This window comes from Nonomuraea sp. NPDC003804 (assembly GCF_040610675.1).
Lineage (GTDB): Bacteria > Actinomycetota > Actinomycetes > Streptosporangiales > Streptosporangiaceae > Nonomuraea.
On the sequence record NZ_JBEXMT010000007.1, the window covers coordinates 259906 to 283915 of the forward strand.

Below are 24010 nucleotides of genomic sequence, written 5' to 3' on the forward strand. Positions count from 1 at the left end.
GTCGCAAGAGTGACGGGCTCGCTGCACGGTGTGCAAGCAACGTCATATCACGATAGATCATCACTCTTTGCGAAATCTTTGCCGTGGGCAATAATCCACTAGACAATGGGGGATTTCCAGTTCCGTTAGGGGGGAGCAACCCAATGCGCCGAGCAATCGGCATGTTCATAGGGCTCGGCCTGGTCGCGCCGCTGACTCCGCTGGCCGTGGCGGCGCCCGCGGCGGCGGCCGTCACGCCTCCGGCCGGACTCGCGGCGGCCGCCACGACGGCGACGGCGGCGAAGGACCCGTTCTCCAAGTTCAGCGTGAAGGTCACGTACAACAAGGCCACCAAGCGCGGCGGCAAGATCACATATCTCATCAAGGCCAAGAACCTCGGCCCCTACGACGCCGACTACTTCGGCATCGGGGGCTTCGTGCCGAAGGGTGTCGTCCCGACCCTGAAGTGGGGCGGCCCGAAGGGCACCTCGTGCGTCTGGCAGGACCAGGTCTTCCTGTGCGTGCCGAAGTACCAGGTGCCGGTGGGCGGCACGACGTGGCTCAATTTCCAGCTGACGCTGAAGAAGACCACCAAGGGCACGGCCGCCGCCAGGCTCGGCGTCGTCGCCTACGACCTGCCGACCGGCGCGGAGAACCTCGACGAGGAAGAGCTCGCCCGGATGGGCCTCAAGGGCCATCTGTTCATGAAGAGCACCACGACGAAGATCGTCTGGCCGCAGAAGAAGCGCCGCACGGGCACCGGCACCTACACGCCGCCCCCGCCGCCGCCCCCGCCGAAGTGGAACCCGCCGTCTCCCACGCGGGTGGAGCGGAACGAGAAGAAGGACACCTGACGCGTCCAGGGAACCGGTCGAGGTTCCCGGCGGCGCGGGGCCCCCGGACGAGCACGTCTGTCCGGGGGCTCAGGTCTTTCCTGGGCCAGAAACATGCCCGGGTCAACATGTCCGGGTCAGAAGGTGCCCAGGTCAGAAGGTGCCCGGGTCACAAGGTGCCCGGGTCACAAGGTGCCCGGTTCACAAGGTGCCCGGGTCACAAGGTGCCCGGGTCAGACATGTCCTGGGCCGGAACGTGCCCGGGTCAGAACCTGCCGGGGTCGGAACGTGCCGGGGTCGGGGTCGGGTGGAGGCGTCGGACGGCGGGCGTCACGCCAGGCCGTGGCGTACGGCGTAGAGCGCCGCCTGGGTCCGGTCCTGGACGCCGAGCTTCATCAGCACGTTCGACACGTGCGTCTTGACGGTCTTCTCCGCCACGGCCAGGTCCCTGGCGATCTCCTTGTTCGACCGCCCGGCCGCGATCAGCTTGAGCACCTCGCGCTCCCGTTCCGTCAGCGGCACCGGTGTGGACTCGGCGGCCATCATGGCCGACGCCGCCTCGGGGGCCAGCAGCACCTGTCCCCCGTGTACCGCCCGCACCGCCTGGACGAGCGCGTTCGGGTCGACGTCCTTGTAGAGGAACCCGGACGCCCCCGCCCGCATCGCGGGGCCCACGTCGGACCGGTCGCTCACCGAGGTCAGCACCAGGATCCTGGTCGGGGAGCCGCCGAGCCGTTGGAGGGTGCCGAGGCCGTCGAGGACCGGCATCTTGAGATCCAGCAGCAGCACGTCCGGACGCAGCCGCTCCACCAGGGACACCGCTTCCTGCCCGTCTCCCGCCTCGCCGACGACCGTGATGTCGTCCTGCAGGTCGAGAAAGGTGCGCAGGCCCTGCCGTACGACTGGATGATCGTCGGCGATCAGCACCTGGATCACACGTCCACCTCCATGCGCACCGTCGTGCCCCGGCCGGGCTCCGACGTCACGGTCACCTTCCCGCCGACCGACTCGGCGCGGTCGCTCATCGAGGCCAGCCCGAGGCCCCGCTGTCGTGCGGAGTCGTCGAACCCTTCGCCCTGGTCGCGCACCTGGAGGACCAGCTTGCCCGAGGCGTGCGAGAGCCGCACCTCGACGCGGTCGGCGCCGGCGTGGCGCAGCGCGTTGTGGAGCGCCTCCTGGGCCACGCGCAGCACCGCCACCTCGATGTCGGCGGGCACCGGCGGCAGGTCGTCGCCCTCGAAGGTCACCCGGAACGGCTGGAGCCGGTCGAGCAGCCGTACGTGCTTGCGGAGCGTCTCGGCGAGCCCGTGCCGGTCGAGCTCGGCCGGACGCAGCTCGACGATGACGGCGCGCAGCTCGGCCAGCGCCTCCCCGGCCAGGCGCTGCACCCGGTCGAGCTCGACCGCGGCGCGGTCCTGGTCGACCGGCAGGAGGGCGTGGGCGGCCTGCGCGGTCAGCCGGAGCGAGAACAGCTTCTGGGTGACCGCGTCGTGCAGTTCGCGGGCCATCCGGTTGCGTTCCTCGAGCATGGCCAGCTCGCGCCCGCGCTCGTAGAGGCGGGCGTTGGTCAGCGCGAGGGCGGCGTGCGCCGCGAACATCGTCAGCAGCTTCTCGTCGTCCTCGGTGAACCCGCCCGGCACCTTCTTGTTGGCCAGGAAGATGATGCCCAGCACCTCGCCGCCGTCGAGGATCGGCACACCGAGGAAGTCGCGCATCACCGGATGCGCCTTGGGCCAGTACTCGAACCTGGAGTCCTTCGGCAGGTCGGGGATCCGGACGGGGACCCCGTCGCGCAGCATCGCGCCGAGCATGCCATGCTGGCGAGGCAGCGGGCCGATGGCCTCCCACTGCTTGTCGGTGAGCCCTTCGGCGACGAACTCGGCGAAGGAGCCGTCCTCGTCGGGCACGCCGAGCGCCGCGTACCTGGCGTTGAGCAGTTGCTGCGCCGAGCGGACGATGACCTGCAGGACCTCCCGCACCGACAGGTGCCGGGTGACGGCCAGGACGGCTGAGCTCACCGCTCGCAGGATGTCGGATTCGGGGCTCACGGTCCTCAGCCTACGGTCCTAGGTCGAAGTGCTCACCACGACATCGGCCGCTCGCCCGATGCCGCGAACGGGCGCGCTTCCTACCGTGTCCTCATGACGAACACCGCACTCATCACCGGCGCTTCCCGCGGGCTCGGTCTCGAACTCGCCCGATCGCTGTCGGCCGCGGGCTGGCAGCTCGTCCTGACCGCCAGGAGTGCCGAGGAGCTGGAGAAGGCCGCCGCCGAGCTGGGCGCGACGGCCATCGCGGGCGACGTGGCCGATCCCGCGCACCGGGCCGCGCTGGCGGCGGCCGTGCCCGAGCTGGACCTCCTCGTCAACAACGCCGGCGGGCTCGGCGCCACCCCGCTGCCGCGCCTGGCCGACTACCCGCTCGACGTCTTCACGGCCCTGCTGTCGACCAACGTGGTCGCGCCGCTGGGGCTGCTGCAGGCCACGCTGCCGGCGCTGCGCCGCCGCCACGGGGCCGTGGTCAACGTCACCTCCGACGCCGCCACCGGCGCCTACGAGGGCTGGGGCGGGTACGGCGCGACGAAGGCGGCCCTCGACCAGCTGTCGAACGTGCTGGCCGCCGAGGAGCCCGACGTGGCGGTCTGGTGGGTGGACCCGGGCGAGATGAACACCAGGATGCTCGCCGACGCCGTGGGCGCCGAGGAGGCCGCCGGCGCGGCCGACCCCGCGACCGTCGCCGCCGCCCTGCGGGAGCTGGTCGAGCGCCGTCCCGCCAGCGGCAGGGTGGCCCTGTCATGAGTTCCGGAGCGCACCGTGACCACTGACTTCGCGCTTCCCGACGTGCCGGCCGCGCACGAGCCGCCCGAGGCACGGGGCGTGGCTCGCGACGCCGTACGGCTGCTGGTGTCCGACGAGGCGGGCGACTCCCACCACACGTTCGCGGACCTGCCGGCCCTCCTGGCGCCCGGCGACCTGGTGGTGGTGAACAACTCGGCCACCCTGCCCGCGGCCGTCCGGCTCGACCGGCTGGCCGTGCACTTCTCCACCGCGCGCGAAGACGGCACGTGGCTGGTGGAGCTGCGCCGCCTGTCGTTCGAGCCCTACGGGGGCGGCGCGGCGGGCGAGTGGCTGCCGCTGCCCGGCGGCGCGACGCTGCGGCTCCTCGCCCGGGAGACGCCCCGCCTCTGGCGGGCCGCGCTCGACCGCGACGTGGAGGAGTACCTGATGTCGTACGGCGTGCCGATCCGCTACTCCTACGTCGACAGGGACTGGCCCCTCGCCGACTACCAGACCGTGTTCGCCACGGTGCCCGGCAGCGCCGAGATGCCGAGCGCGGGCCGGCCGTTCACGTCGCCGCTGGTGACCGAGCTGGTCGCCCGCGGCGTCCGGGTCGCGCCCGTGACCCTGCACACCGGCGTCGCCTCGGTGGAGAAGGACGAGCCGCCCTACGCCGAGCGCTTCGCCGTCCCGGCCTCGACGGCGCACCTGGTGAACCTGACCCGGTCGGAGGGCGGGAAGGTCGTCGCGGCCGGCACGACGGTCGTGCGGGCGCTGGAGACAGCGGTGGGCTCCGACGGGCTGGTCGGCGCGGCTTCCGGCTGGACCGACCACCTCGTGACGCCGGAGCGGGGCGTGAGGGCGGTCACCGGGCTCATCACCGGGCTGCACGAGCCGCGCTCGACGCATCTCATGATGCTCGCCGCGATCGCGGGCGAGGAGATGTTGGCACGTTCCTATGCGGTTGCCCTGCAAGAGGGCTATTTGTGGCATGAATTCGGCGACTCGCACCTCCTCCTCTCCCCCAAATAGGTAGATCTTTCCTGGCCAAACGTGATAAAAAGCTGCGGTCTTAACGGGGGCTCATATTTCTGGGCATCCTCGTCCTCTTCCTCATCGGAGACGTGAATGCGCCGCATCGCTTCTTTCCTGGTGGCCGCCCCGGTGGCGGGCGCCCTTGTCTTCAGCGCAGCGCCGGTCTCGGCCGCCCCCACGGCGCCCGTCGCGGCCGCCGCGGTCGCGAAGTCGGCCGCCGACCCGTTCTCCACCTTCGACGTCAAGCTCACGGCGACCAAGAAGGCGAAGCGCGGCGGCAAGGTCCGTTACACGATCACGGCCGTCAACACCGGCCCGCACGAGGCGACCGCGGGCACCTGGTTCGTCGGCGGCCTCTTCCCCAAGGGTGTCGACCTGCGCAAGGTCACCTACCGGACCAGCGTCGACGACACGGCCTGCGAGCTGATCAAGCGTGACCTGTTCTGCGTCCTGCCGGCCACGGTGAAGAAGGGCGAGTCGATCGCCATGGTCTTCGACGCCCGGCTGACGAAGACCGCGTCGGGCACGCAGAAGGCCGTCCTCGGGGTGGTCTCCTACAACGTCGAGACCGGCATGGAGAACCTCAGCAAGGAGGAGCTCGACCGGCTGGGCGTTCCCGGGTTCGGCTTCGTCAAGCAGGCCAGGACCACGGTCGTCCGCTGACGCCGTCCGGAGCAGACGCCCGCTTCCGCCTGGCCGGGAGCGGGCGTTCCCATGCCCGGCCCGTCCCCTGCCGGCCCCGCGCGCCGCGGCCGGTCACGCGAGGGCCGGGGTGGACGTGTGACGGGGCAGCGGGAGGCGTCCCGTCGCGGACGCCACCGCGGCCTCGGCCAGACCCGCGAGCTCCCTCCGGTCGGCCGCGCTCACCGGCGGCAGCACGGTGACCTCGACGACGAGCCGCCGCACCGCGAGCACCCTGAGCACGGAGGCGGCCAGCGTGTCGTCCCCGACGTACGCGGGAGCGGTGGTCCTCGGCCCGTCCGCCTCCCGGTAGGCGATGGCCACCGGCGTGACGCTGACGCCCGCGTCGACGGCGGCCTGGAAGACCGCGGGTTTGAAGGTGCCGCTCCCCCTGCCGCACCACGTCGTCCCCTCGGGGAAGGCCGCGACGGTCTCGCCGGACCGCAGCGTGTCGGCGATCCTGGCCACCGCGCCGGGCAGGTCGAGCAGCGAGTCGCGGGCGATGGGCAGCGCGCCCGACCCGGCGGCCAGACCGCCGACCACCGGCCACGCCGACACCTCGCTCTTGGCCACCAGCCTGCACGGCAGCGCGGCGGCGACCACCAGGGGGTCGAGCCAGGAGATGTGGTTGGCCACGACCAGCCGCGCCTCGGGGGCATCATCTGCCTGCCGTGCCGACGTCGACCCGGGGCCGTCACCCGTCTGCCGTGCCGGCGTCGCCTCGGCGGACGGCACGGCGCCGGCGAAGAACGCGAACCCCTGGCGCACCTCCACCCTGACGCCCAGCGCCCTGAGCAGGGTGCGCGACCACGCCAGCGTCACGCGCCGCCGTGCCGTACCCCTGACCAGGCGGGCGAGCGGCACGCCCACCAGGACGACCGCGATGACCGCCAGCCCGCGCAGCACCTGGCGCGGCACACCCGCGGCCCGCATGGGCACGTCCACGCACCTGGCGGTCGTGCACGGGGACGTGGGGAACCATGGGCTCATGACGGCTCCCCGAGGAAGTGCCGCAGGTAGCGCTGGTCCACCCGGGCCATCGACAGCAGCACCAGGAAGTCGGCGCAGCCGAACGCCGGATCGTAGGCGGGCTCGCCGCAGATCCACGCGCCGAGCCGGAGGTAGCCACGCAGCAGCGGCGGCATCACGAACGCCGGCGACCCCTCGCCGAGATCCGTCCACGGCAGCAGCGGCTTGACCCGGTACTCCTCGGGAGCCAGCGGCGCCCGCCCCATGATGTTCGCGGCGTCCCGCAGCGGCACCGAGCAGCAGCCGACCAGCCAGCCGTAGCCGCCCTCGGCCATGTAGCGGGCGATGCCCGCCCACATCAGCCCGATGACCGCACCCGCGCGATGGTCGGGATGCACGCAGGAACGCCCGACCTCGACCAGGTCGTCCCGCAGGTGGGCCAGGCCCGCCAGGTCGAACTCGGTGTCCGAGTAGAGGCGGTCCTTGCGCTTCGGCGGCAGCAGCCGGTAGGTGCCGACCACGTCGTCGCCCGAGCGGACGAGCAGGTGGTCGCAGTAGGCGTCGAAGGGGTCGACGTCCAACCCCGTGACGGGCGAGTCGAGCCGCGCGCCGAGCTCCTCGGCGAACACGCGGTAACGCAGGCGCTGGGCGGCCTGGAGATCGGCGGGCGTGCGGGCCAGTCCCACGGTGTAGCGGTGCATGAACCTATGAAGGCAGCTCATGATGGCCACACGCCCAAGGTCAGCCGTCCGAATGGTGAACCTCGATGCGGAGCACGGCACGGGTGCCAGTAGCGTGGCCTGATGTGGACCAGCGCACGCTCCTGATCACGCTCACCGGCCCCGACCGGCCCGGCGTCACCTCACGACTGTTCTCGGTGCTCGCGGGCTTCCCCGTGACCGTGGCCGACATCGAGCAGGTCGTCATCCGCGGCCGCCTCACCCTCGGCGTCCTCGTCGCCTACGTGGGAGGCCCGTCGACCGGCACGGGCGGCACCATCGGCGCCCTGTGGACGGCTGTCGAGCGGGTGGCCGAGGACCTCGGCATGGAGGTCGACCTCGCCACCGGCTCCATGACCAAGGAGAAGCGCCGCCGCGGCCGCCTGTCGGTGAGCGTGCTCGGCGCCGCCCTGCCGCCGGCCGCGATCGGCGGCATCGCCGGGCGCATCGCCGCCGCCGGGGCGAACATCGACCGCATCGAGCGGCTCGCCCAGTGGCCCGTGACGTGCATCGAACTGTCGGTGTCCGGCGCCGACCCCGACGCGCTGCGGGTGGAGCTGGCCGCGGAGGCCGCCGCCCAGAAGGTGGACGTGGCCGTCCAGCGCACGGGGCTGTCCCGCAGGGCCAAGCGGCTGATCGTCATGGACGTCGACTCCACCCTCATCCAGGGCGAGGTCATCGAGCTGCTCGCGGCGCACGCGGGTTGCCTCGACGAGGTCGCGAAGGTCACCGAGGAGGCGATGCGCGGCGAGCTCGACTTCGCCGAGTCGCTGCGCCGCAGGGTCAAGCTGCTGGCCGGCCTGCCGGAGGAGACCTTCCGCAAGGTGCGCGAGGAGGTCGTGCTCACCCCCGGCGCCCGCACGCTGGTGCGGACCCTGAAGCGCCTCGACTACAGGTTCGCCATCGTCAGCGGCGGCTTCACGCAGATCACCGACGCCCTGGTGAGCGACCTCGGCATCGACTACTCCGCGGCCAACACGCTGGAGGTCGTCGGCGGCAAGCTGACCGGCAGGGTGGTCGGCGAGATCGTCGACCGTCCCGGCAAGGCCCGCGCCCTGGAGCGGTTCGCCCGCGAGGCCGGGGTGCCGATCAGCCAGACCGTCGCCATCGGCGACGGCGCCAACGACCTCGACATGATGGGCGTCGCGGGCCTCGGCATCGCCTTCAACGCCAAGCCCGTCGTACGGCAGGCCGCCGACACCGCCGTCAACACGCCCTACCTCGACTCGATCCTCTACCTGCTGGGCATCTCCCGCGACGAGATCGAGGCCGCCGACGCCGAGGACCAGATCGCCCGCTGACGCTCTTCGACGGCCACGCCGCGGCTCCCGCTGACCTTCACCGGAGGTCAGCGGCCACCGGGCGCAGCACGTCCGCCGTCACCGGCAGGCGTCCGTGGCCAGGCGCAGCGCGTCCGCCGTGAGGGTCCGCAGCGCGGGATGCGCCGTGACCGCGTGGCGCAGCTGCCGCTTCACCGCCGTGTCGTCCGTGACGGACGCCTCCTCGATGAGCGCGTCCATCCGGGTGGCCAGCTCGGCGAGATTGACGTCCAGTTCGTCCGTCTCCAGCGGCGCCGTGTCGTGCCGTACGGCGTGCGCCACCGCCTCCATCCTGTCGGCCACGGCGTCGAGCACGGCGACGGTCGCGTCCGTCCCGTCGGGCGCGCCCCTCATGACGGCCCCCAGCAGGATCACGTCGTCGCGCAGCCTGCGCGCGTCGGTCAAGGCCTGCCGCAGCCGTTCGGGCGCCTGGCCGCCCGGCTCCTTGTCGACGGTGTCCAGGGACGCCTGCAGCCGGTCGGCCGCCTGACCGGCCGCTTCCGTGTGCTCGGACAGGTCCGCCAGGTCATGGCCGGCCAGCGCCCTGACCATGCGCGCGTGCTCCCGCAGCAGGTCGACCATCCGCTCCCTGAGCCTGCCCACCTCGCCCCTCGGCCACAGCAGCCTGGCCGCCAGCAGCGCGAGCACGCCCCCGCACACGGTGAGCAGCACCCTGAGCCCGGCCGCGCCCCAGTCGAGCCGCGCCGAGAAGTCGGACAGCATGAGCGCCAGCGGCGTCGCGAAGACCGACCAGTAGGCGTAGCTGACCTCCCTCAGCGCGAACCCCACCGTCGCGAACGCCCACACGACCACCACCAGCGTCGCGTGCCCTGGCACGGCGGCCAGCAGCAGCGCGGCCATCGTGGAGCCGATCACCGTGCCGGCCACCCGCAGCGTCACCCGGTCGATGGTGTCGCCGTAGGTGGGCCGCAGCGCCAGCAGCACCGTGAACACCAGCCACCTACCGTGGCTCTCGTGCAGGCCCACCACGAGCGCCATCGAGACCGCCACCGCGATCCCCGACCTGGCCGCGTGCGCGGCGTCGTGGCCGGTCAGCGAAGGCGCCTGCCAGGTCAGGCGCGGCAGCGTGGCCGGCGCCCACACCCCCTCACGCGCATGCGCCGACAGCGACCGCACCGCCAGGCCGATACGGTCCATGCACCTGCGGACCTGACCCAGGATCGCCCGCTGGACGGGCGTCAACCTGTCGCGCACGGCCGTCACCCCTTCGGCGAAGCCGGCCACCGCCGCCAGCGCCTGCTTGCTGTCGAGCGTGACGTCGTGCCCGCCGGCCCCGCGCAGCGCCGTCGACAGCGCGACGACCGCCTCGTCCAGCTCCGGCGGCGTCGCCCCTGCCGTGACCGCCTGGGCGCGCAGCGAACGCAGGGCGACGCTCTCGTGGAAGATCCTGGTCAACGACGAGACGAAGGCGTCAGGGGAGCGGTCGCTCTCCTCGGGGCTGTGGAAGGCGGCCGAGGCCGTCTCCGCCTCCTCCAGCGCGTCCGCCGCCCGCTGCCTGAGCCTCGCCCAGTCCTCCTCCGGCTCGTCGAACCCGTCCAGCAGCCCGGCCATCGCCGTACACCCCGCGGCGAGCGCCTGCTTCAGCGGGTCGAGCCGGCGCAGCGGCCACGGCGCCAGCGTGATCGCGCAGTACAGGAGCCCGCCGAGCCCGGTCAGCAGCGCGGGGGCGAGACCCAGCGGCAGGCCGCTGTAGAAGCCGACCACCACGGCCAGCACCGGCGGCGTCCCGATCGCCTTCCATTGCGCGCCCGCCGCGGCGGCCAGCCCGACGCCGAACACCGCGGCCCACGGGTACGCGGCCAGGAAGATGCCGAACCAGAAGGCCACGACCAGCAGCGGCACCGTGCCGAACAGGCTCTTGGCACGCTCGCCGTACGGCTTGCCGTACGAGTCGCCGAAGGCGGTCAGGTAGGCGCCGAGGGCGACGACCGCGCCCTCACGCGGCCGCCCGGCCAGCGCGCCGACCGCCAGCGGGAGCGCGACGGCCACGCCGCACAGCAGGCCGTACCGCCAGGGGGGCTTGGCGGGCAGCGACAGGAACCCGTCGCGCAGCGCGGTGATCGCCCCCCGCATCCGCTCCCCCGGTTCAGTGCTCCTTGGGATCCCAGTGCGTGACCAGGCGTCCCTCCCCAGGCCAGAGGTCTACCCACGAGGACTCGACCTCGACCACGGCGAACGCGCCAGGCTTGAACGTGAAGTCGCCGCTGGTCAGCGTGAGCGCCATCTCGTGCACGGCGGGGTTGTGCCCGCACAGGACCAGCGTCTCGACGTCGGGGTCGAGGCGGCGGATCAGCTCGTAGAGGTCCTCGGAGTCGGCCTCGTAGATGTCACGCTCGAAGCTGATCTCCAGCGTGGGGAAGGCCAGCTCGGCGGTCCTGCTGGTGCGGAGGGCCGGAGAGCACAGGACCAGCTCGGGAGCCAGGCCGAGCGCCTTGATGGCCTCGCCCGCCTTGACGGAGTCACGCTCACCCCTGTCGGTGAGAGGACGCTCACGATCGGCCAGACCGGCGATGTGGGCGGCTTTGGCGTGCCGCAGCACGATCAGTGTGCGCACGTGCTCAGCCACCGTTCGACGCCCACACGGCCAGACCGGCGATGAGGGCGAGAATCGCCATCATGGCGAGCAAGATGATCACCAGCGTCTTCGCGCCGGAGTTGGCAGGCTCTCCCATGCCTCCAGTCTTCCACCTGCGGCGGCCGTCCCGGTAAGCGCACCGGGTCCCGAATCTGGCCCGACCTCGGCCACTCTCCAGCGGCTTCGACCACCGACCGGCCGCTCCCGCCGGCTTCCACCACGGCCGGTTCCACGGCTTCCCCCACCGACCACTCCCGCTACCTCCCCCGACCCGCCACCACCGGCTGTTTCCACCGCCCGGCCACCATCCGGGGCCGGCGCCACACGCCGCTCACGGCTTCGGCCGCGGTTTTCACCCGGGCACGCGTACGGCCCGCGCCGAAGCCGGACGCGGGCCGTACGAGCGGAACGGATCAGGAACTGACGGTCTGCGGCTTCTTCTCGCTGGTCTCCGCCGGCGCGATGCTCACCGAGCGGCGCTTGGAGACGACGATCGCCGCCACCACGACCACCAGCGCGACCACGGTGACACCGACGCGGACGGCGACGTTGCCGGCGTAGACCACCACGGCGGGCGCGATCAGCAGCGCCACCAGGTTCATCACCTTGATCAGCGGGTTGATCGCGGGACCGGCCGTGTCCTTGAACGGGTCGCCGACCGTGTCGCCGATGACGGTCGCGGCGTGGGCCTCGGAGCCCTTGCCGCCGTGGTGACCGTCCTCGACCAGCTTCTTGGCGTTGTCCCAGGCGCCACCGGAGTTGGCGAGGAAGACCGCCATCAGGGTGCCGCAGGCGATGGCGCCGGCCAGGTACGCGCCCAGCGGGGCGTACCCGAGCGCGAAGCCCACCGCGATCGGCGTCATGACGGCCAGCAGACCGGGCGTGGCCAGCTCGCGCAGCGAGTCGCGGGTGCAGATGTCGACCACGCGGCCGTACTCGGGCTTGACGCTGCCGTCCATGATGCCCGGGTTGTTGCGGAACTGGTCGCGCACCTCGAACACCACGCGCATCGCCGCCCTGCCGACCGCCATGATCGCCAGGCCGGAGAACAGGAACACGACCGCGGCGCCGATCACCAGGCCGACCAGGACGTTCGGCTGGTCGATGCCGAGGTTGAAGGTCTGGAACGCGCCGAGCGCGCTCTTCACCGAGTCGGTGGCGGCGGCCAGCTCCGCCTCCACCGAGGTGCGGAACGCGCCGAACAGCGCGGTCGCCGCCAGCACGGCCGTGGCGATCGCGATGCCCTTGGTGATGGCCTTGGTGGTGTTGCCGACCGCGTCGAGGCTGGTCAGGACGCGCGCGCCGTCGCCGTCGACGTCGCCGGACATCTCGGCGATGCCCTGCGCGTTGTCGGAGACGGGGCCGAAGGTGTCCATGGACACGATGACGCCGACCGTGGTCAGCAGGCCGGTGCCGGCCAGCGCGACCGCGAACAGCGCGATCGTCACGTTTCCGAAGCCCAGCAGGAACGCGCCGTAGACGGCGCCACCGATGATGAGCGCCGAGTAGACCGCCGACTCGAGGCCGACGCTGATGCCCGACAGGATGACGGTGGCGGGGCCGGTGAGCGAGCTTTCGCCGATCTCCTTCACCGGGCGCCGGTTGGTCTCGGTGAAGTAGCCGGTGAGGATCTGGATGGCGCTGGCCAGCACGAGACCGATCAGCACGGCGCCGATCGCGATGACGCGCGGGTCGGCGGTGGACTGCACCGTCGCGCCCGACAGCTCGCCGAAGCTGGCCGGCAGGTACCAGTACGCCGCGGCCGAGACCAGCACCGCCGAGATCGCGGCGGAGATGAAGAAGCTGCGGTTGATGGCCGCCATGCCGTTGCGGTCCTTGTCGCGCAGGCGGGTGACGAAGATGCCGATGATGGCGGTGACGACACCGATCATCGGCACGATGAGCGGGAAGATCAGACCCTGCTCACCGAAGGCCACCTTGCCCAGGATGAGGCTGGCCACCAGCATGACCGCGTAGGACTCGAACAGGTCGGCCGCCATGCCCGCGCAGTCGCCGACGTTGTCGCCCACGTTGTCGGCGATCGTCGCCGCGTTGCGCGGGTCGTCCTCGGGGATGCCCTGCTCGACCTTGCCGACCAGGTCGGCGCCGACGTCGGCGGCCTTGGTGAAGATGCCGCCGCCGACACGCATGAACATCGCCAGCAGCGCCGCGCCGAAGCCGAAGCCCTCCAGCACGCCCGGCGCGTCGCCCTGGTAGAGCAGCACGACGACCGCCGCGCCCAGCAGGCCGAGACCGACGGTGAACATGCCCGCCACACCGCCGGTGCGGAAGGCGATGCGCATCGCCTTCTTCTCGCCCGACGTCCGGGCCGCGGCCGCCACACGCACGTTTCCGCGTACGGCAAGCCACATGCCCATGAAACCGGTCAGCGCCGAGAATCCGGCGCCGACCACGAAGAAGATGGAACGCCCGATCTTCACGTCCGTCGTCCCTGGCAGGAACCACAACAGGATCGGGATCAGGATCACGAAGATCGCGAGCGTTCTGAACTGGCGGGTCAGATAAGCCGCCGCGCCCTCCTGCACGGCACGCGCGATGTTCTGCATGCGCTCGGTGCCCTGGTCGGCGGCCAGGACCTCGCGCACCAGGCCGCCGGCTACGGCGAGCGCGACCAGGGCCACGGCTGCGACCACGACGACGATGGTGAGATTGTTTCCGCTCAGGGACAGCGCTGAGGCTGGCTCGGCGGCCAGATAGAGCCTAGACATCCGTTCTCCTCGGCAAGACGGGTACGTCCTGCCCGGACGGCGCTGTGATATGCGGCGGGCCTGTCAGCGGCGTCCGGGTTATGGGCTGCCGCTTCCGGTTGAGTCCCGCTGATGCGCCGGATCACCTTGGCCGGTGCCGGGAGTCTACGCACGGGTTCCGCGGATATGAAGGCTCTCGGGGTCGTCAAATTTCGGTGCCTCCACTGAGTCCCTGACAGTGAGGCGGTTTGGTATTGACAGTGAAGATTTTCCGGCGGGTTACGGGCGTCACAGGAGCTATTTATGGCTGGACCGGAATAGGGGTTACCTGCTGTGGTAACTGGCCGTACCGGTGCGGGGCGGGAATCGGCGTGACCGGCCGGACCTGACCGCGTCACGGCGCCCGGCCCCGCGCGCTGGAGCGGCGTCTCCCTGGAGGGACGCCCGCCCCGCGGCCCGGGTGGGGCTGGGGCGGCTTGCCGTACGGGAGGGTCGTCTGCGCCCGCCTTGACCGCCGTCTGTGGGCGATGCGTCCCACGCCCGTCCTGGAGCCCCGGACAGTGCCGCCGCCCGGGCACCTAAGGGAAACGGCTCGCCGTCATCGGCACCTGGGGGCGTTCCTGCGGCCCCTGCCCGGCCATGGGGAGTCCTGGAGACGAGCCCCGGGCACACGGGAGGAGAGACCCTTGACGCAGCCCTCCGCCGCGTCTGGCGGTGTCCCGGCAGGCGCCTTCCAACCAGGGGAAGAAGGCGCCCGGCGGGGCGGGTCCTGACTCGGGGCGACGCCCCGGGGGGTCCCGCCCTCACGCGAGAGAGTCGCCGACGCTTCGGGGAACGCCTGCTGCCGTTCCGCTCTCCGGGGGCCGGCGCGGGGTCAGACCACGCGCGCGTTGGTGGGTGCGGGCCAGCTCATCCGGATGCGCATGCCCTTGGGGCTCGGGAACACCTCCACGTCGTCGGCCAGGCCCGCGATCACCGCGATGCCGAAGCCCGACATGAAGGAATCGGACAGCGCCCCGAGATCGACAGGCTGCTCCTGCTTGATCTCGTCGCTCGGAGCCTGGTCGCTGACCGTGACCTCGAAGCGCCCGGAGTCGTCCTTGAGCTCGATGCGGATCGGCTCCCCCGGGCAGTGGGCGCGATGCGCCTCCACGGCCCGGGAACAAGCCTCACCGACGGCGAGCCTGACCTCGTCAAGGAGCGACTCCTCCACGCCGGTCCGACGCGCGATCGCCGTGGCGACCAGCCGCGCGGTCCGCACGTGCGCGGGAAGAGCGCTGAACGTCAGCTCGACGGTTGCCATGACTACTTGTCTCGGCCGTGAGCTTCCTTGGCCTCGTCGACCGAAGCGTAGATGCCGAAGACCTTCGTCAGGCCGGTGATCCTGAAGATCTTCAGGATGCGCTCCTGCGTGCACACCAGCTCGAGGGAGCCGTCGTGCGCCCGCACCCGCTTGAGCCCGCCGACCAGGACGCCCAGACCGGTCGAGTCGAGGAAGTCGACCTTCTCCATGTTCACGAGAAGGTGGTAGCTCCCCTTGTTCACCAGGTCGATCAGGAGCTCACGCAGCCTGGGCGCGGTGTAGACATCGATCTCACCCTCGACCTCAACGATGGTGAGTCGGTCGTCCTGGTGGTGATCCAACTTCAGATCCACAGATCCTCCAGCGCCTCGCCTGCGAAAGTACCCTTGCGGGCCTGGCAGTGTGGAACTGCCCGACCCCGACGCGCGGCATTCAACCACGGTCGCTGCTTGTGTCTATACGAAATCACGATTCCCGGCCACTTTGCCCATGGATGTCAGACTGGAAACCAGTGAGTTCCTCCGCTTCCTCCCCACACCGAGTCGGTCCACTCCTCCACCACCTGCTCGGCGTTCCCGCACGCCATGAGCGAGTCACCCATGTGGAGCACGTTCCCGCACGTCAAGCCGGTAATGTTCGCTGGCCGGAGTGGGTCCATGACCTTCTGATTACGCGCTTGGCGAACCAGGGGATCTCCGGGCTCTGGACGCACCAACACGAGGCCGCCGACCTGGCGAGGCGTGGCCGAAACGTGATCATCTCCACAGGCACGGCGTCGGGCAAGTCGCTCGCCTACCTCGCTCCGGCTGTCACGGCCGCCCTCGAAGGCGGCACGATCCTCTACCTCACCCCGACCAAGGCCCTCGCCGCCGACCAGCTGCGCAGCCTCAGGGACCTGCGGATCGCCCAGCTGCGGGCGGCGACCTTCGACGGCGACACGCCGTTCGAGGAGCGCGCATGGGTGCGGCAATACGCCAACTATGTCCTGACTAATCCCGACATGCTGCACCGCGCGCTGCTCCCCCAGCACGCGCGCTGGTCATCGTTCTTCCGGCGGCTGCGGATGGTCGTGGTGGACGAATGCCACGGCTACCGCGGGGTCTTCGGCTCCCACGTGGCGCAGATCCTGCGCCGGCTGCGCAGGGTGTGTTCCAGGTACGGCGCGACGCCGGTCTTCATGCTGGCCTCCGCGACGGCCAGCGAGCCCGCGGCGTTCGGGACGCGGCTGACGGGGCTTGAGATGGACGAGGTGACCTCCGACGCCTCGCCCAAGGGTGCGACCACCTTCGCGCTGTGGGAGCCGCCCCTGACCGACCTGCGGGGCGAGGGAGGCGCGCCGGTACGGCGGACGGCCGGCGCCGAGACGGCCGACCTGCTTGCCGACCTGGTACTGGCCGAGGTACGCACGCTCGCCTTCGTCCGGTCACGGCGCGGCGCGGAGACGGTGGCGTTGACGGCTCGGGCCCGCCTGTCCGACGTCGCCTTCAGCACCCCCCGCCACTTCCCGCACACCTTCCCCACCTCTGCCTCGCCGATCGAGTCGCCCTCCCTGATCGACCCCGCCTCTCCGATCAGCCCCGCCGCGCCGATCGACCTCAGCTCTCCGACCGGCCCCGCCCCTTCGACCAGCCCCATCACTCCGATCGACCCCGCCTCCCCGATCGACCCCACCCCTCCGACCGGCCCCACGCCGTCCGCCGCCGCGACCGACGCCGATCCCGCCGGCGCCCCACCCCGCGCCGCCGGCCCGCGCTCGACGACGCATGCCGTCCCCCAACCGACGCCCGCAGGCGACCTTCACCCGCAGCACCCCGCACCCTCAGGCGACCTCCACCCGCAGCACCCCGCACCCTCAGGCGACTCCCACCCGCAGCGCCTGACGCCCGAGCCCGCACACGCCCCCAGCCGCCGGCACCCCGCACCCCCGCGTCCGGAAGACCTCGACCCCCAGCACCCCACAGCCCCGCATCCAGGCGACGGCGGCCTTCGAGACCCCGCGGCCCCGGGTGAAGCGGATCCGGCGGCCCCGCGGCGGGCGCTCGCCGACCTCCCTGACCGGGTCGCCGCCTACCGGGCCGGCTACCTGTCCGAGGACCGCAGGATCATCGAGAAGGCCCTGCGCAGCGGCGAACTCCTCGGCCTGGCCACCACCAACGCCCTCGAGCTCGGCGTCGACGTCTCCGGCCTCGACGCCGTCCTCATCGCGGGCTGGCCGGGCACCAGGGCCTCCCTCTGGCAGCAGGCGGGCCGGGCAGGACGCGCCGGCCAGGACGCGCTGGCCGTCCTCATCGCCCGCGACGACCCGCTCGACACCTACCTCGTCCACCACCCCGAGGCGCTGTTCGGCCGCCCGGTGGAGGCGATCGTGCTCGACCCCGACAACCCCTACGTGCTCGGCCCGCACCTGTGCGCCGCCGCCGCCGAGATCCCGCTCACCGACGAGGACCTGCCGCTCTTCGGCCCGACCGCCGAACGGCTGGCGGCGGACCTCGTCGAGCAGGGCCTGCTCCGCCGGCGCCCCGCCGGATATTTCTGGACCCGCCGCGAACGCGCCACCGACCTGGCCGACATCCGCGGCTCGGGCGGCGCGCCCGTCCAGGTCGTCGAGTCGTCCACGGGTCGCCTGCTCGGCACCGTCGACGAGCCTTCCGCGCACACCACCGTCCACACCGGCGCCGTCTACCTTCACCAGGGCGAGACCTTCCTCGTCGAACAGCTCGACCTTGAGGCGGGCGTCGCCCTGGTGTCGTCCGCCGAGCCCGAGTACAGCACGTTCGCCCGCGACGTCACGGACATCTCCGTCCTGTCCACCCTCCGCTCCCATGACCTCGGTACGGCATGCCTGAACTTCGGCGAGGTCGAGGTCACCCGGCAGGTCGTCTCCTACCTCAAACGGCGGCTCCAGACCGGCGAGATGCTCGGCGACGAACCGCTCGACCTGCCGCCGCGCACGCTGCGCACCCGCGCCGTCTGGTGGACGCTTCCCGCCTCCCAGGTCGCCCCACTCGCCGAGGCGGGCATCGACCTCGGCGGCGCGGCCCACGCGGCCGAACACGCCTCGATCGGACTGCTCCCCCTCTTCGCCACCTGCGACCGCTGGGACATCGGCGGCGTCTCCACCGAGCTCCACGCCGACACGGGCATGCTGACGGTGTTCGTGTACGACGGGCACGAGGGCGGCGCCGGGTTCGCCGAACGCGGCTACTCCCGCGCCGTCGACTGGCTCACCGCGACGCGCGAGGCGATCGCGTCGTGTGAGTGCGAGCGGGGGTGCCCGTCGTGCATCCAGTCACCCAAGTGCGGCAACGGCAACGAGCCTCTCGACAAGGCCGGCGCCATCCGCCTCCTCGACACCCTCCTCACCACCGACACCCCCGCCTGACCGGATACTTCTGACGGGACCGCTCGCCGAGAGAACGCTCCCTTGACAGGCGCGTTCGCCACGGGAGACGCCAGGAACCGCTCGCCCCACGCCCGCTCACCTCGAGGACCGGCGCGTTGGTCACCGCAGACGCAAGAAGGGCAGCGCAGTCGTCAGGGCTCGGCTCGTGGGCGGCCCCTCCCTGGGCGGCTCCTCTCCCTCTCGAAGGAGGAGCGGCCCCTCGTCTCTGACCGCCGCGCGACCGCTCCGCCGTGCCGACCGCGTCGATCCCGTCCGGTGCGACACAGACCCGCCCGGCGCGACGCCAACCCGCCCGACGCGACACAGACCCGCCCGACGCGACACTGACCTGTCCGGTGCGACGCTGACCTGCTCGGCGCTGACCCGCCCAGCGCGACACGGCCTGCGCCGCGAACCCGAGACGCGGGCCGTACCCCGGTGGATCAGCTGTCGCCGCCCAGGTGGCGGCGTCCGATGTAGGCGGCCTCGTCGTCGTCCGCCGCCCAGAAGTCGCCCGCGCCCGGCTGCGGACGCTCCCAGAACCCGCTGTCCTCCATGGAACGCGGCGCCGGGGGCAGGTAGTCGTCCCAGCGGTCCTCGATCCGGGCCGCGGCGGGCCGTACCGGGGAGATGTCGGATCCGGGCGTCACCGTCGTCACCGCCGAGCTGGGCAGGGCGAGCCGGATCGGCTCCGGCCGTACCGGAGGATCGGCGACCTTGGCCTCCTGCGCGCTCATGTACATCGGCAGCCGCGGCCCCGCGCCGTCCGGCCCCGGCTGCTCGGGGACGTGCGGCTGCGGCTTGCGGGTCTTGGCCACCGCGAGCACGACGGCGGGACGGCGCGGCGCGGCGGCGGTCGGCGGGATGCTGTCGCCGGGCTGGGGGCCGTCGGCCGGTGCGGGGGCCGGCGCCGCGACGGGCCCGCCGCCCGCGGAAGCGAGCGCCCGCCTGCGCGCCCACGCGCCGCCGTGTGCCGCGAGCAGCAGGAGGAGCAGCCCACCGGCCACATAGATGCCGTACTGTCCGATGTTGCCGATCGGCGACTCCGACGACTGTGCCTTGACGGTGGTGTCGACGGCCTGCGCCGCGGTGTCCTTCGCGGTCGCGGCCTCGTCGTCGGCCGGCACCAGCGGCTCGTCGTCGGACTTCTTCTTGGTCTCGGGCTTGGCCGCGGGCAGCTTGTACTCGCCCTTGGTGTCGGTCTCGGTGGCGGGCAGTGCGGGCATCCTGCTCACCGTCTTCGGCACGTTCTGCCGCGGTTTGGCCGTCGGCGTCACGCGCTTCTTCGACGGGATGGACGGGAGCGACTGTTCGGTCTTGCGCGTGTTCTTGGCCTGCTGGTTGCCGCTGGTCTGCGGCTGGGCCTGCTTGGTCTGCGCCGCCTTCGGCTGGGCCGGCGGCGGGGGCGCGGGAACCGTGACGTAGGCCGTGTTCGAGTTGCCCGAGCCGAGCATCCCGCCCTCGCCGTCGCTCCTGTAGGCCTTGACCATGAAGCCGACCTGCTGCCCGGTCGCCTTACCCGGTACGGCCAGCGTCGCCTTGCACGCGCCGCCCGAGCACGCGCTGTCGGCCGACACCTTGCCCACCGAACCCGACTGGCTGGTGAAGATCTCGTAGGACTGGAGGTCGGCCTCGGATCCCTTGCTCCACGTCACCACGATCTTGTCGTCACCCGACATCACGGCGGCCACGCCCGACGGAGGATCGGCGGGGATCGCCTGCCGCAGCGTGGCGGTGTTCTCGTCCCACTTGGAGCCGAGCAGCTTGCCCTTCTGAACCAGCCTGATCTGGTAGCTGCCGTTGGCGTGCTCGGCGGGGTTCCAGGTGTAGGTCACCCGCTGGTTACCCTTGGCGACCTCGGTGCCGTCGACGTAGAGGACGGCGTCGAAGGCCAGGTCGACGGTGCCCTGGATGGTGACCGGCGCGCTGGTCGTCACCCGCGACGGCATGTCGATATCCGCACGGGCCTGCGCCGGCGTCGCCACGCCGAACACCGCGGCACCGATCACGACCGGCATCACCACGCCTGCGGCCATCAGCCTGCGAACTGCCGTCACGACGCTTCCCCTTCATCGAGAGCCTCGCACCGCCCGACCCCTCGCCCCCGACGAGCGACCAAACGGCGACCGGAAGTGCCAGTTCCTCGAATCCGCACCCGTCAGCCTCGACGGTGTCGTGCAGCCTAGCGACAAAGGTCCGGAGGATTACAGACCTCAACACCAGACGGCATGGACCGAAGTAAGCGCGACCTTATGTGAGAATTCGCTCTCTTGGACACGCCGTCCAAGAAGTCGTGATTCGATTGCGACATTGCCTCTCTTGCCCCTTCCGCCCCTTCGCTTCACCCGAGCCGGCCTTAACCTCCAAATCCCCTGCTCGGGCACCTCTCGCGCCGATTTCCGGCACAACCCGCCCGACGTCGCCTTGCCGGCATATCGATCTTCGCGGTCGCGCCACGACAACCCGCCGGCCGCCGCCGATCGCCTCGCCGTACGCGGTCGGCCGCCCATACGGAGAAAAGTCGATGACGGCAGGATCGGCCCCATCAGCGAAAAGCGCATTGCTCCGACAAGTCCCCATAAATGATCTGTTTTTGGGGCGTGCACTGACCGCCTCATCGCCACCAACCGCGCTGTACGGCAAGCGGCTCACCCGCCGCTTCCTACTCCCACGGCACCCGGTCGGCACGGATGCGCGCGCCGTCCCAGAACAACGGCTTGAGCATGCCGCGCGACGCCTCGTGACGCCGGTTCCTGGCGGCGCTGCGACCGGAGCGGCGGCCGCGCGAGCCCATGAGGTGAGATGCGATTGTCAGGCCGACGACGGTTCCGCTGCACACCTAGGGTGGGGCAGGCAAGGGGCGAGCCAGGCCCGGGGCGAGCCAGGCCCGGGATTGGGCCGTCAGGCCCTGAGGTAGGCGAGGACGGCGAGCACCCGACGGTGCTGGGCGTCGTCAGGCGGCAGGCCGAGCTTGGTGAAGACATTGCCGATGTGCTTTTCCACCGTGCTGGCGGAGACCACCAGCCGCTCGGCGATGGCCGTGTTGGAATGCCCCTCGGCCATCAGCGCCAGGAGCTGCCGTTCACGTGCGGTCAGCGTCCCCAGGGCCTTGTCCCGGCGCTGCCCGGCCAGCAACTGCGCGACGACCTGCGGGTCGAGCACCGTCGCGCCCCCGGCGACCCGATCCAGCGCATCCAGGAACTCCTCGACCCTGGCGACCCGGTTCTTCAGCAGGTACCCGACCGCACCGGAGCCGTCCGCGAGCAGTTCGCCGGCGTAGGACGCCTCCACATACTGGCTGAGCACCAGCATGGGCGCGCCCGGCACCTGCGAGCGGGCTGTGATCGCCGCCCGCAAGCCCTCGTCCGTGTAGGTCGGTGGCATCCGCACATCGACGATCGACACGTCCGGGCGGTGTCTGAGCACCGCCTCGACCATGGCCGGGCCGTCACCGACAGCGGCCACCACCTGGTGACCGTCCTCGGCGAGCAACCGGACCAGGCCCTCGCGCAGCAGTACCGCGTCGTCGGCCAGGACGATCCGCAGCGGACGGCGGGCCGGGCGGTCCGATGATGGTTCGGGCGCCGCTTCGTGCGGGTTCAGCAGCACGGCAGCTCCCCGGTGATCGTCGTCGGCCCGCCGTAGGGACTGGTGACCCGCAGCCGGCCGCCTACCGCGTGCAGCCGGTCCTCCAGCCCGCGCAGCCCGTGTCCCTTGGCCAGCGCGGCGCCACCTACGCCGTTGTCCGTCACCCAGACCCGCAAGGTTCCCTCACTGTGGCGCAGCCCGATCGCACACCGGTCGGCGTAGCTGTGCTTGGCCACGTTGGTCAGGGCCTCGGCGATCACGAAGTACGCGGCCGTCTCGACGGCGGCCTCCAGCCGGCGGTTCAGGGGATCGGCATCGAGCTCGACCGGGACGGTCGAACGCGCGGCCAGGGCGGTGAGCGCCGCGTGCAGGCCGCGGTCGGCGAGGATCGGCGGGGCGATGCCACGCGACAGGGCCCGCAGCTCGTCCAGCGCCTCCTCGGTCTGGACGATCGCGTCGGCGAGCGCCGCGCGGACGGCCTCCGGCCTGCTGTCGAAGTGGTGCTGAGCGCGGCCCAGTTCCATCGCCAGGCGGACCAGCCGCTGCTGGGGACCGTCGTGGATGTCACGTTCGAGCCGGCGCAGCGCGGTCGCCTCGGCCGTCACCGCGGCGACGGTCTGCGCGCGGGCGGTGTCCCGCTCCTCCTCCAGTCCGCTGATCCTGCGGTGCAACGCGGACGCGTCAGTCAGCAGCGTCTGCCCCAGTCCGGCGTGGGCGGCGACGCACGCCCGGGTGACCAGCGGCAGGGTGAACAGCAGCAGCAGGCCGACCGCGGTCCCGAAGGCGAGCCGCTCGGTCGGCGACGTCAGCCCCAGGCTCAAGGCGATGTGGGACTGGGCGCTGCCCACGGTCAGGGTCATGGGCCGCATCAGCTCAACGGAGGAAGAGGGACTGCGCAGGGCGGACGTGCCGGCGCCGAGGCCGACGAACCACCACAGCACCGTCACCACCGAGGTGACCAGGGCGACAGGGAGCACCACCACCGCGTACGCCACGCCCAGCCACAGCCCAGCCGCGTCCGGACCCCGCTCACGGCCCGCACCCTCCACCTTCCCGGACCACAACCCCGCCGCGTCCGGACCTTGCTCACGGCCCGCACCCTCCACCTTCCCGGACCACAACCCCGCCGCGTCCGGACCCCGCCCACGGCCAGCACCCTCCATGTCCAGCCACAGCCCCGCCGCCGGACCGGGTCGCGGCCGGCGCGCGCCCTCCACCCCGGCGGCCAGGGAACGCACCTTGGCGATCCGCCACCGTTCCACGTCGGCGAACCACCGCACCGGCGCCAACCCGCCGGCCACGACCGGCGACCCGCCCGGCAACAGCGAACCGACCGCGCCGACACACAGACCGGCGAGCACCAGTAGCAGGCCGGTCACGGCGGTCACCGGCGCGGTGAGCAGGTACAGCGACTCCACGATCGTGCGACGCACCACATGGAAGACCAACCTGACGCCCGACCGCCACCGACGCCAGATCGCGGAGGGGAACGACCCGGTCATGGCCCAAGCCTAATCCGGAGCCTCTCTGATCATTTCGCAGGAGAACTCGGCCCTGATCGCGAGCGCACGAAGGAGGCCTCTTCCCGCACCGCTGCGGCCAGATGGCGTGGAGCGCTCTGCGGTCACCGGAACTCAGCGCGCGGGTCGGCCGTGGAGACAACCCTTCGCCCGCGCTGTTCGAGATATGGGGGCAGGCCACACCTTCAAGTGTCCGGCGAACCCCCATGACCAGGCGACCGCCGGTGCGGAATGGTGATCGGAGTGACAACAGCAACCCACCAGCGCACACGAACGACCTCGAACACGACCTGCTCACCGCCGACGCCGTAACCACCCCATGGTGTCGGCCTCATGGTGGCGGCACCTCCTGGTACGGCCGGACCACCGCGCCCTCGCCGCCGGCTCCCTCGCCCTTCCGGCGATCAGGTCCTCGAGCCCGAAGCGGGTCACGTGACTGAGCCGGTCCAGCGGCGCTGCGGCAGCACCGCGCTTCGAACAACCCGGCCACGGGACCCTGCCGCACCACCCCCCTCAACCGGCGAACCTCCAGGTCGGCGCGCCGTCCACACACTCGATCGAACCGAAGGAATCCCCTTGCGCAGTCCAACAGCCCCGTCGC

The 24010-nt window shown here is 71.7% G+C and carries 19 protein-coding genes; 6 read left to right on the plus strand and 13 right to left on the minus strand.

The annotated features are described in order from the left end of the window. Window positions 1–143 precede the first annotated feature (143 nt). Window positions 144–833, plus strand: a complete 690-nt coding sequence (locus ABZX22_RS12440; RefSeq protein ID WP_354907867.1) for a hypothetical protein — start codon at window positions 144–146, stop codon at window positions 831–833. 309 nt (window positions 834–1142) lie between these two features. Here ABZX22_RS12440 and ABZX22_RS12445 read toward each other — a convergent pair whose 3' ends face one another. Continuing rightward, window positions 1143–1748 carry a response regulator transcription factor gene (locus ABZX22_RS12445; protein WP_354907868.1) on the minus strand — a complete coding sequence of 202 codons (606 nt, stop codon included), beginning with the start codon at window positions 1746–1748 and terminating at the stop codon, window positions 1143–1145. Beyond that, the gene (locus ABZX22_RS12450; protein WP_354907870.1) at window positions 1745–2860 is read right to left on the minus strand and encodes a GAF domain-containing sensor histidine kinase; all 1116 of its coding nucleotides are present in this window, start codon (window positions 2858–2860) and stop codon (window positions 1745–1747) included. The genes ABZX22_RS12445 and ABZX22_RS12450 overlap by 4 nt, the downstream gene beginning before the upstream one ends. Window positions 2861–2953: 93 nt before the next feature. On the opposite strand from ABZX22_RS12450, the gene ABZX22_RS12455 reads away from it, so the two are divergent. The 3 genes from ABZX22_RS12455 (at window position 2954) to ABZX22_RS12465 (ending at window position 5287) form a co-directional block, all read left to right on the plus strand. After that, window positions 2954–3610, plus strand: a complete 657-nt coding sequence (locus tag ABZX22_RS12455; protein WP_354907872.1) for an SDR family oxidoreductase — start codon at window positions 2954–2956, stop codon at window positions 3608–3610. A 15-nt stretch (window positions 3611–3625) separates the two neighbouring features. Continuing rightward, window positions 3626–4621, plus strand: a complete 996-nt coding sequence (locus ABZX22_RS12460; protein WP_354907874.1) for an S-adenosylmethionine:tRNA ribosyltransferase-isomerase — start codon at window positions 3626–3628, stop codon at window positions 4619–4621. Window positions 4622–4717: 96 nt separating this feature from the next. After that, on the plus strand, window positions 4718–5287 hold the full coding sequence (locus tag ABZX22_RS12465) for a hypothetical protein (RefSeq protein ID WP_354907875.1): 570 nt from the start codon (window positions 4718–4720) through the stop codon (window positions 5285–5287). A gap of 93 nt (window positions 5288–5380) precedes the next feature. On the opposite strand, the gene ABZX22_RS12470 is transcribed toward ABZX22_RS12465, so the two are convergent. Together ABZX22_RS12470 and ABZX22_RS12475 are read right to left on the minus strand one after the other, a co-directional pair. Beyond that, entirely contained in the window at window positions 5381–6295 is a 915-nt protein-coding gene (locus ABZX22_RS12470; RefSeq protein ID WP_354907877.1) for a lysophospholipid acyltransferase family protein, read from the minus strand. Beyond that, a complete protein-coding gene (locus ABZX22_RS12475; RefSeq protein WP_354907878.1) occupies window positions 6292–6975 on the minus strand; it encodes a GNAT family N-acyltransferase in 684 nt (227 codons plus the stop codon). The genes ABZX22_RS12470 and ABZX22_RS12475 overlap by 4 nt, the downstream gene beginning before the upstream one ends. 104 nt (window positions 6976–7079) lie before the next feature. On the opposite strand from ABZX22_RS12475, the gene serB reads away from it, so the two are divergent. Continuing rightward, complete coding sequence (gene serB / locus ABZX22_RS12480; RefSeq protein ID WP_354907880.1) at window positions 7080–8294, plus strand: phosphoserine phosphatase SerB; 1215 nt, start codon at window positions 7080–7082, stop codon at window positions 8292–8294. A 78-nt stretch (window positions 8295–8372) separates the two neighbouring features. Here the strand turns inward: serB and ABZX22_RS12485 are convergent, their stop codons facing one another. The 5 genes from ABZX22_RS12485 to ABZX22_RS12505 form a co-directional block, all read right to left on the minus strand. Continuing rightward, window positions 8373–10406, minus strand: coding sequence for an FUSC family protein (locus ABZX22_RS12485; protein ID WP_354907881.1), 2034 nt, complete (start codon window positions 10404–10406; stop codon window positions 8373–8375). A 13-nt stretch (window positions 10407–10419) separates the two neighbouring features. After that, window positions 10420–10887, minus strand: coding sequence for a histidine phosphatase family protein (locus ABZX22_RS12490; RefSeq protein WP_354907882.1), 468 nt, complete (start codon window positions 10885–10887; stop codon window positions 10420–10422). 434 nt (window positions 10888–11321) lie between these two features. Beyond that, a complete protein-coding gene (locus ABZX22_RS12495; RefSeq protein WP_354907883.1) occupies window positions 11322–13637 on the minus strand; it encodes a sodium-translocating pyrophosphatase in 2316 nt (771 codons plus the stop codon). An 853-nt stretch (window positions 13638–14490) separates the two neighbouring features. After that, entirely contained in the window at window positions 14491–14919 is a 429-nt protein-coding gene (locus tag ABZX22_RS12500; protein ID WP_354907884.1) for an ATP-binding protein, read from the minus strand. 2 nt (window positions 14920–14921) lie between these two features. Next, window positions 14922–15272 (minus strand): STAS domain-containing protein, encoded by a 351-nt coding sequence (locus ABZX22_RS12505; RefSeq protein ID WP_183652283.1) that lies wholly within the window; start codon window positions 15270–15272, stop codon window positions 14922–14924. Window positions 15273–15412: 140 nt separating this feature from the next. Here ABZX22_RS12505 and ABZX22_RS12510 point away from each other — a divergent pair, with 140 nt between their 5' ends. Beyond that, the gene (locus ABZX22_RS12510; protein ID WP_354907886.1) at window positions 15413–18301 is read left to right on the plus strand and encodes a DEAD/DEAH box helicase; all 2889 of its coding nucleotides are present in this window, start codon (window positions 15413–15415) and stop codon (window positions 18299–18301) included. Window positions 18302–18744: 443 nt separating this feature from the next. Here the strand turns inward: ABZX22_RS12510 and ABZX22_RS12515 are convergent, their stop codons facing one another. From ABZX22_RS12515 to ABZX22_RS12530, 4 genes are all read right to left on the minus strand, one after another. After that, a complete protein-coding gene (locus ABZX22_RS12515; protein ID WP_354907887.1) occupies window positions 18745–20358 on the minus strand; it encodes a hypothetical protein in 1614 nt (537 codons plus the stop codon). Between the two features lie 605 nt (window positions 20359–20963). Then, a complete protein-coding gene (locus ABZX22_RS12520; protein ID WP_354907889.1) occupies window positions 20964–21095 on the minus strand; it encodes a hypothetical protein in 132 nt (43 codons plus the stop codon). Window positions 21096–21202: 107 nt separating this feature from the next. Next, entirely contained in the window at window positions 21203–21847 is a 645-nt protein-coding gene (locus tag ABZX22_RS12525) for a response regulator transcription factor (RefSeq protein WP_354907962.1), read from the minus strand. Between the two features lie 53 nt (window positions 21848–21900). Continuing rightward, window positions 21901–23391 carry a sensor domain-containing protein gene (locus ABZX22_RS12530; protein WP_354907890.1) on the minus strand — a complete coding sequence of 497 codons (1491 nt, stop codon included), beginning with the start codon at window positions 23389–23391 and terminating at the stop codon, window positions 21901–21903. Window positions 23392–24010: the final 619 nt, after the last annotated feature.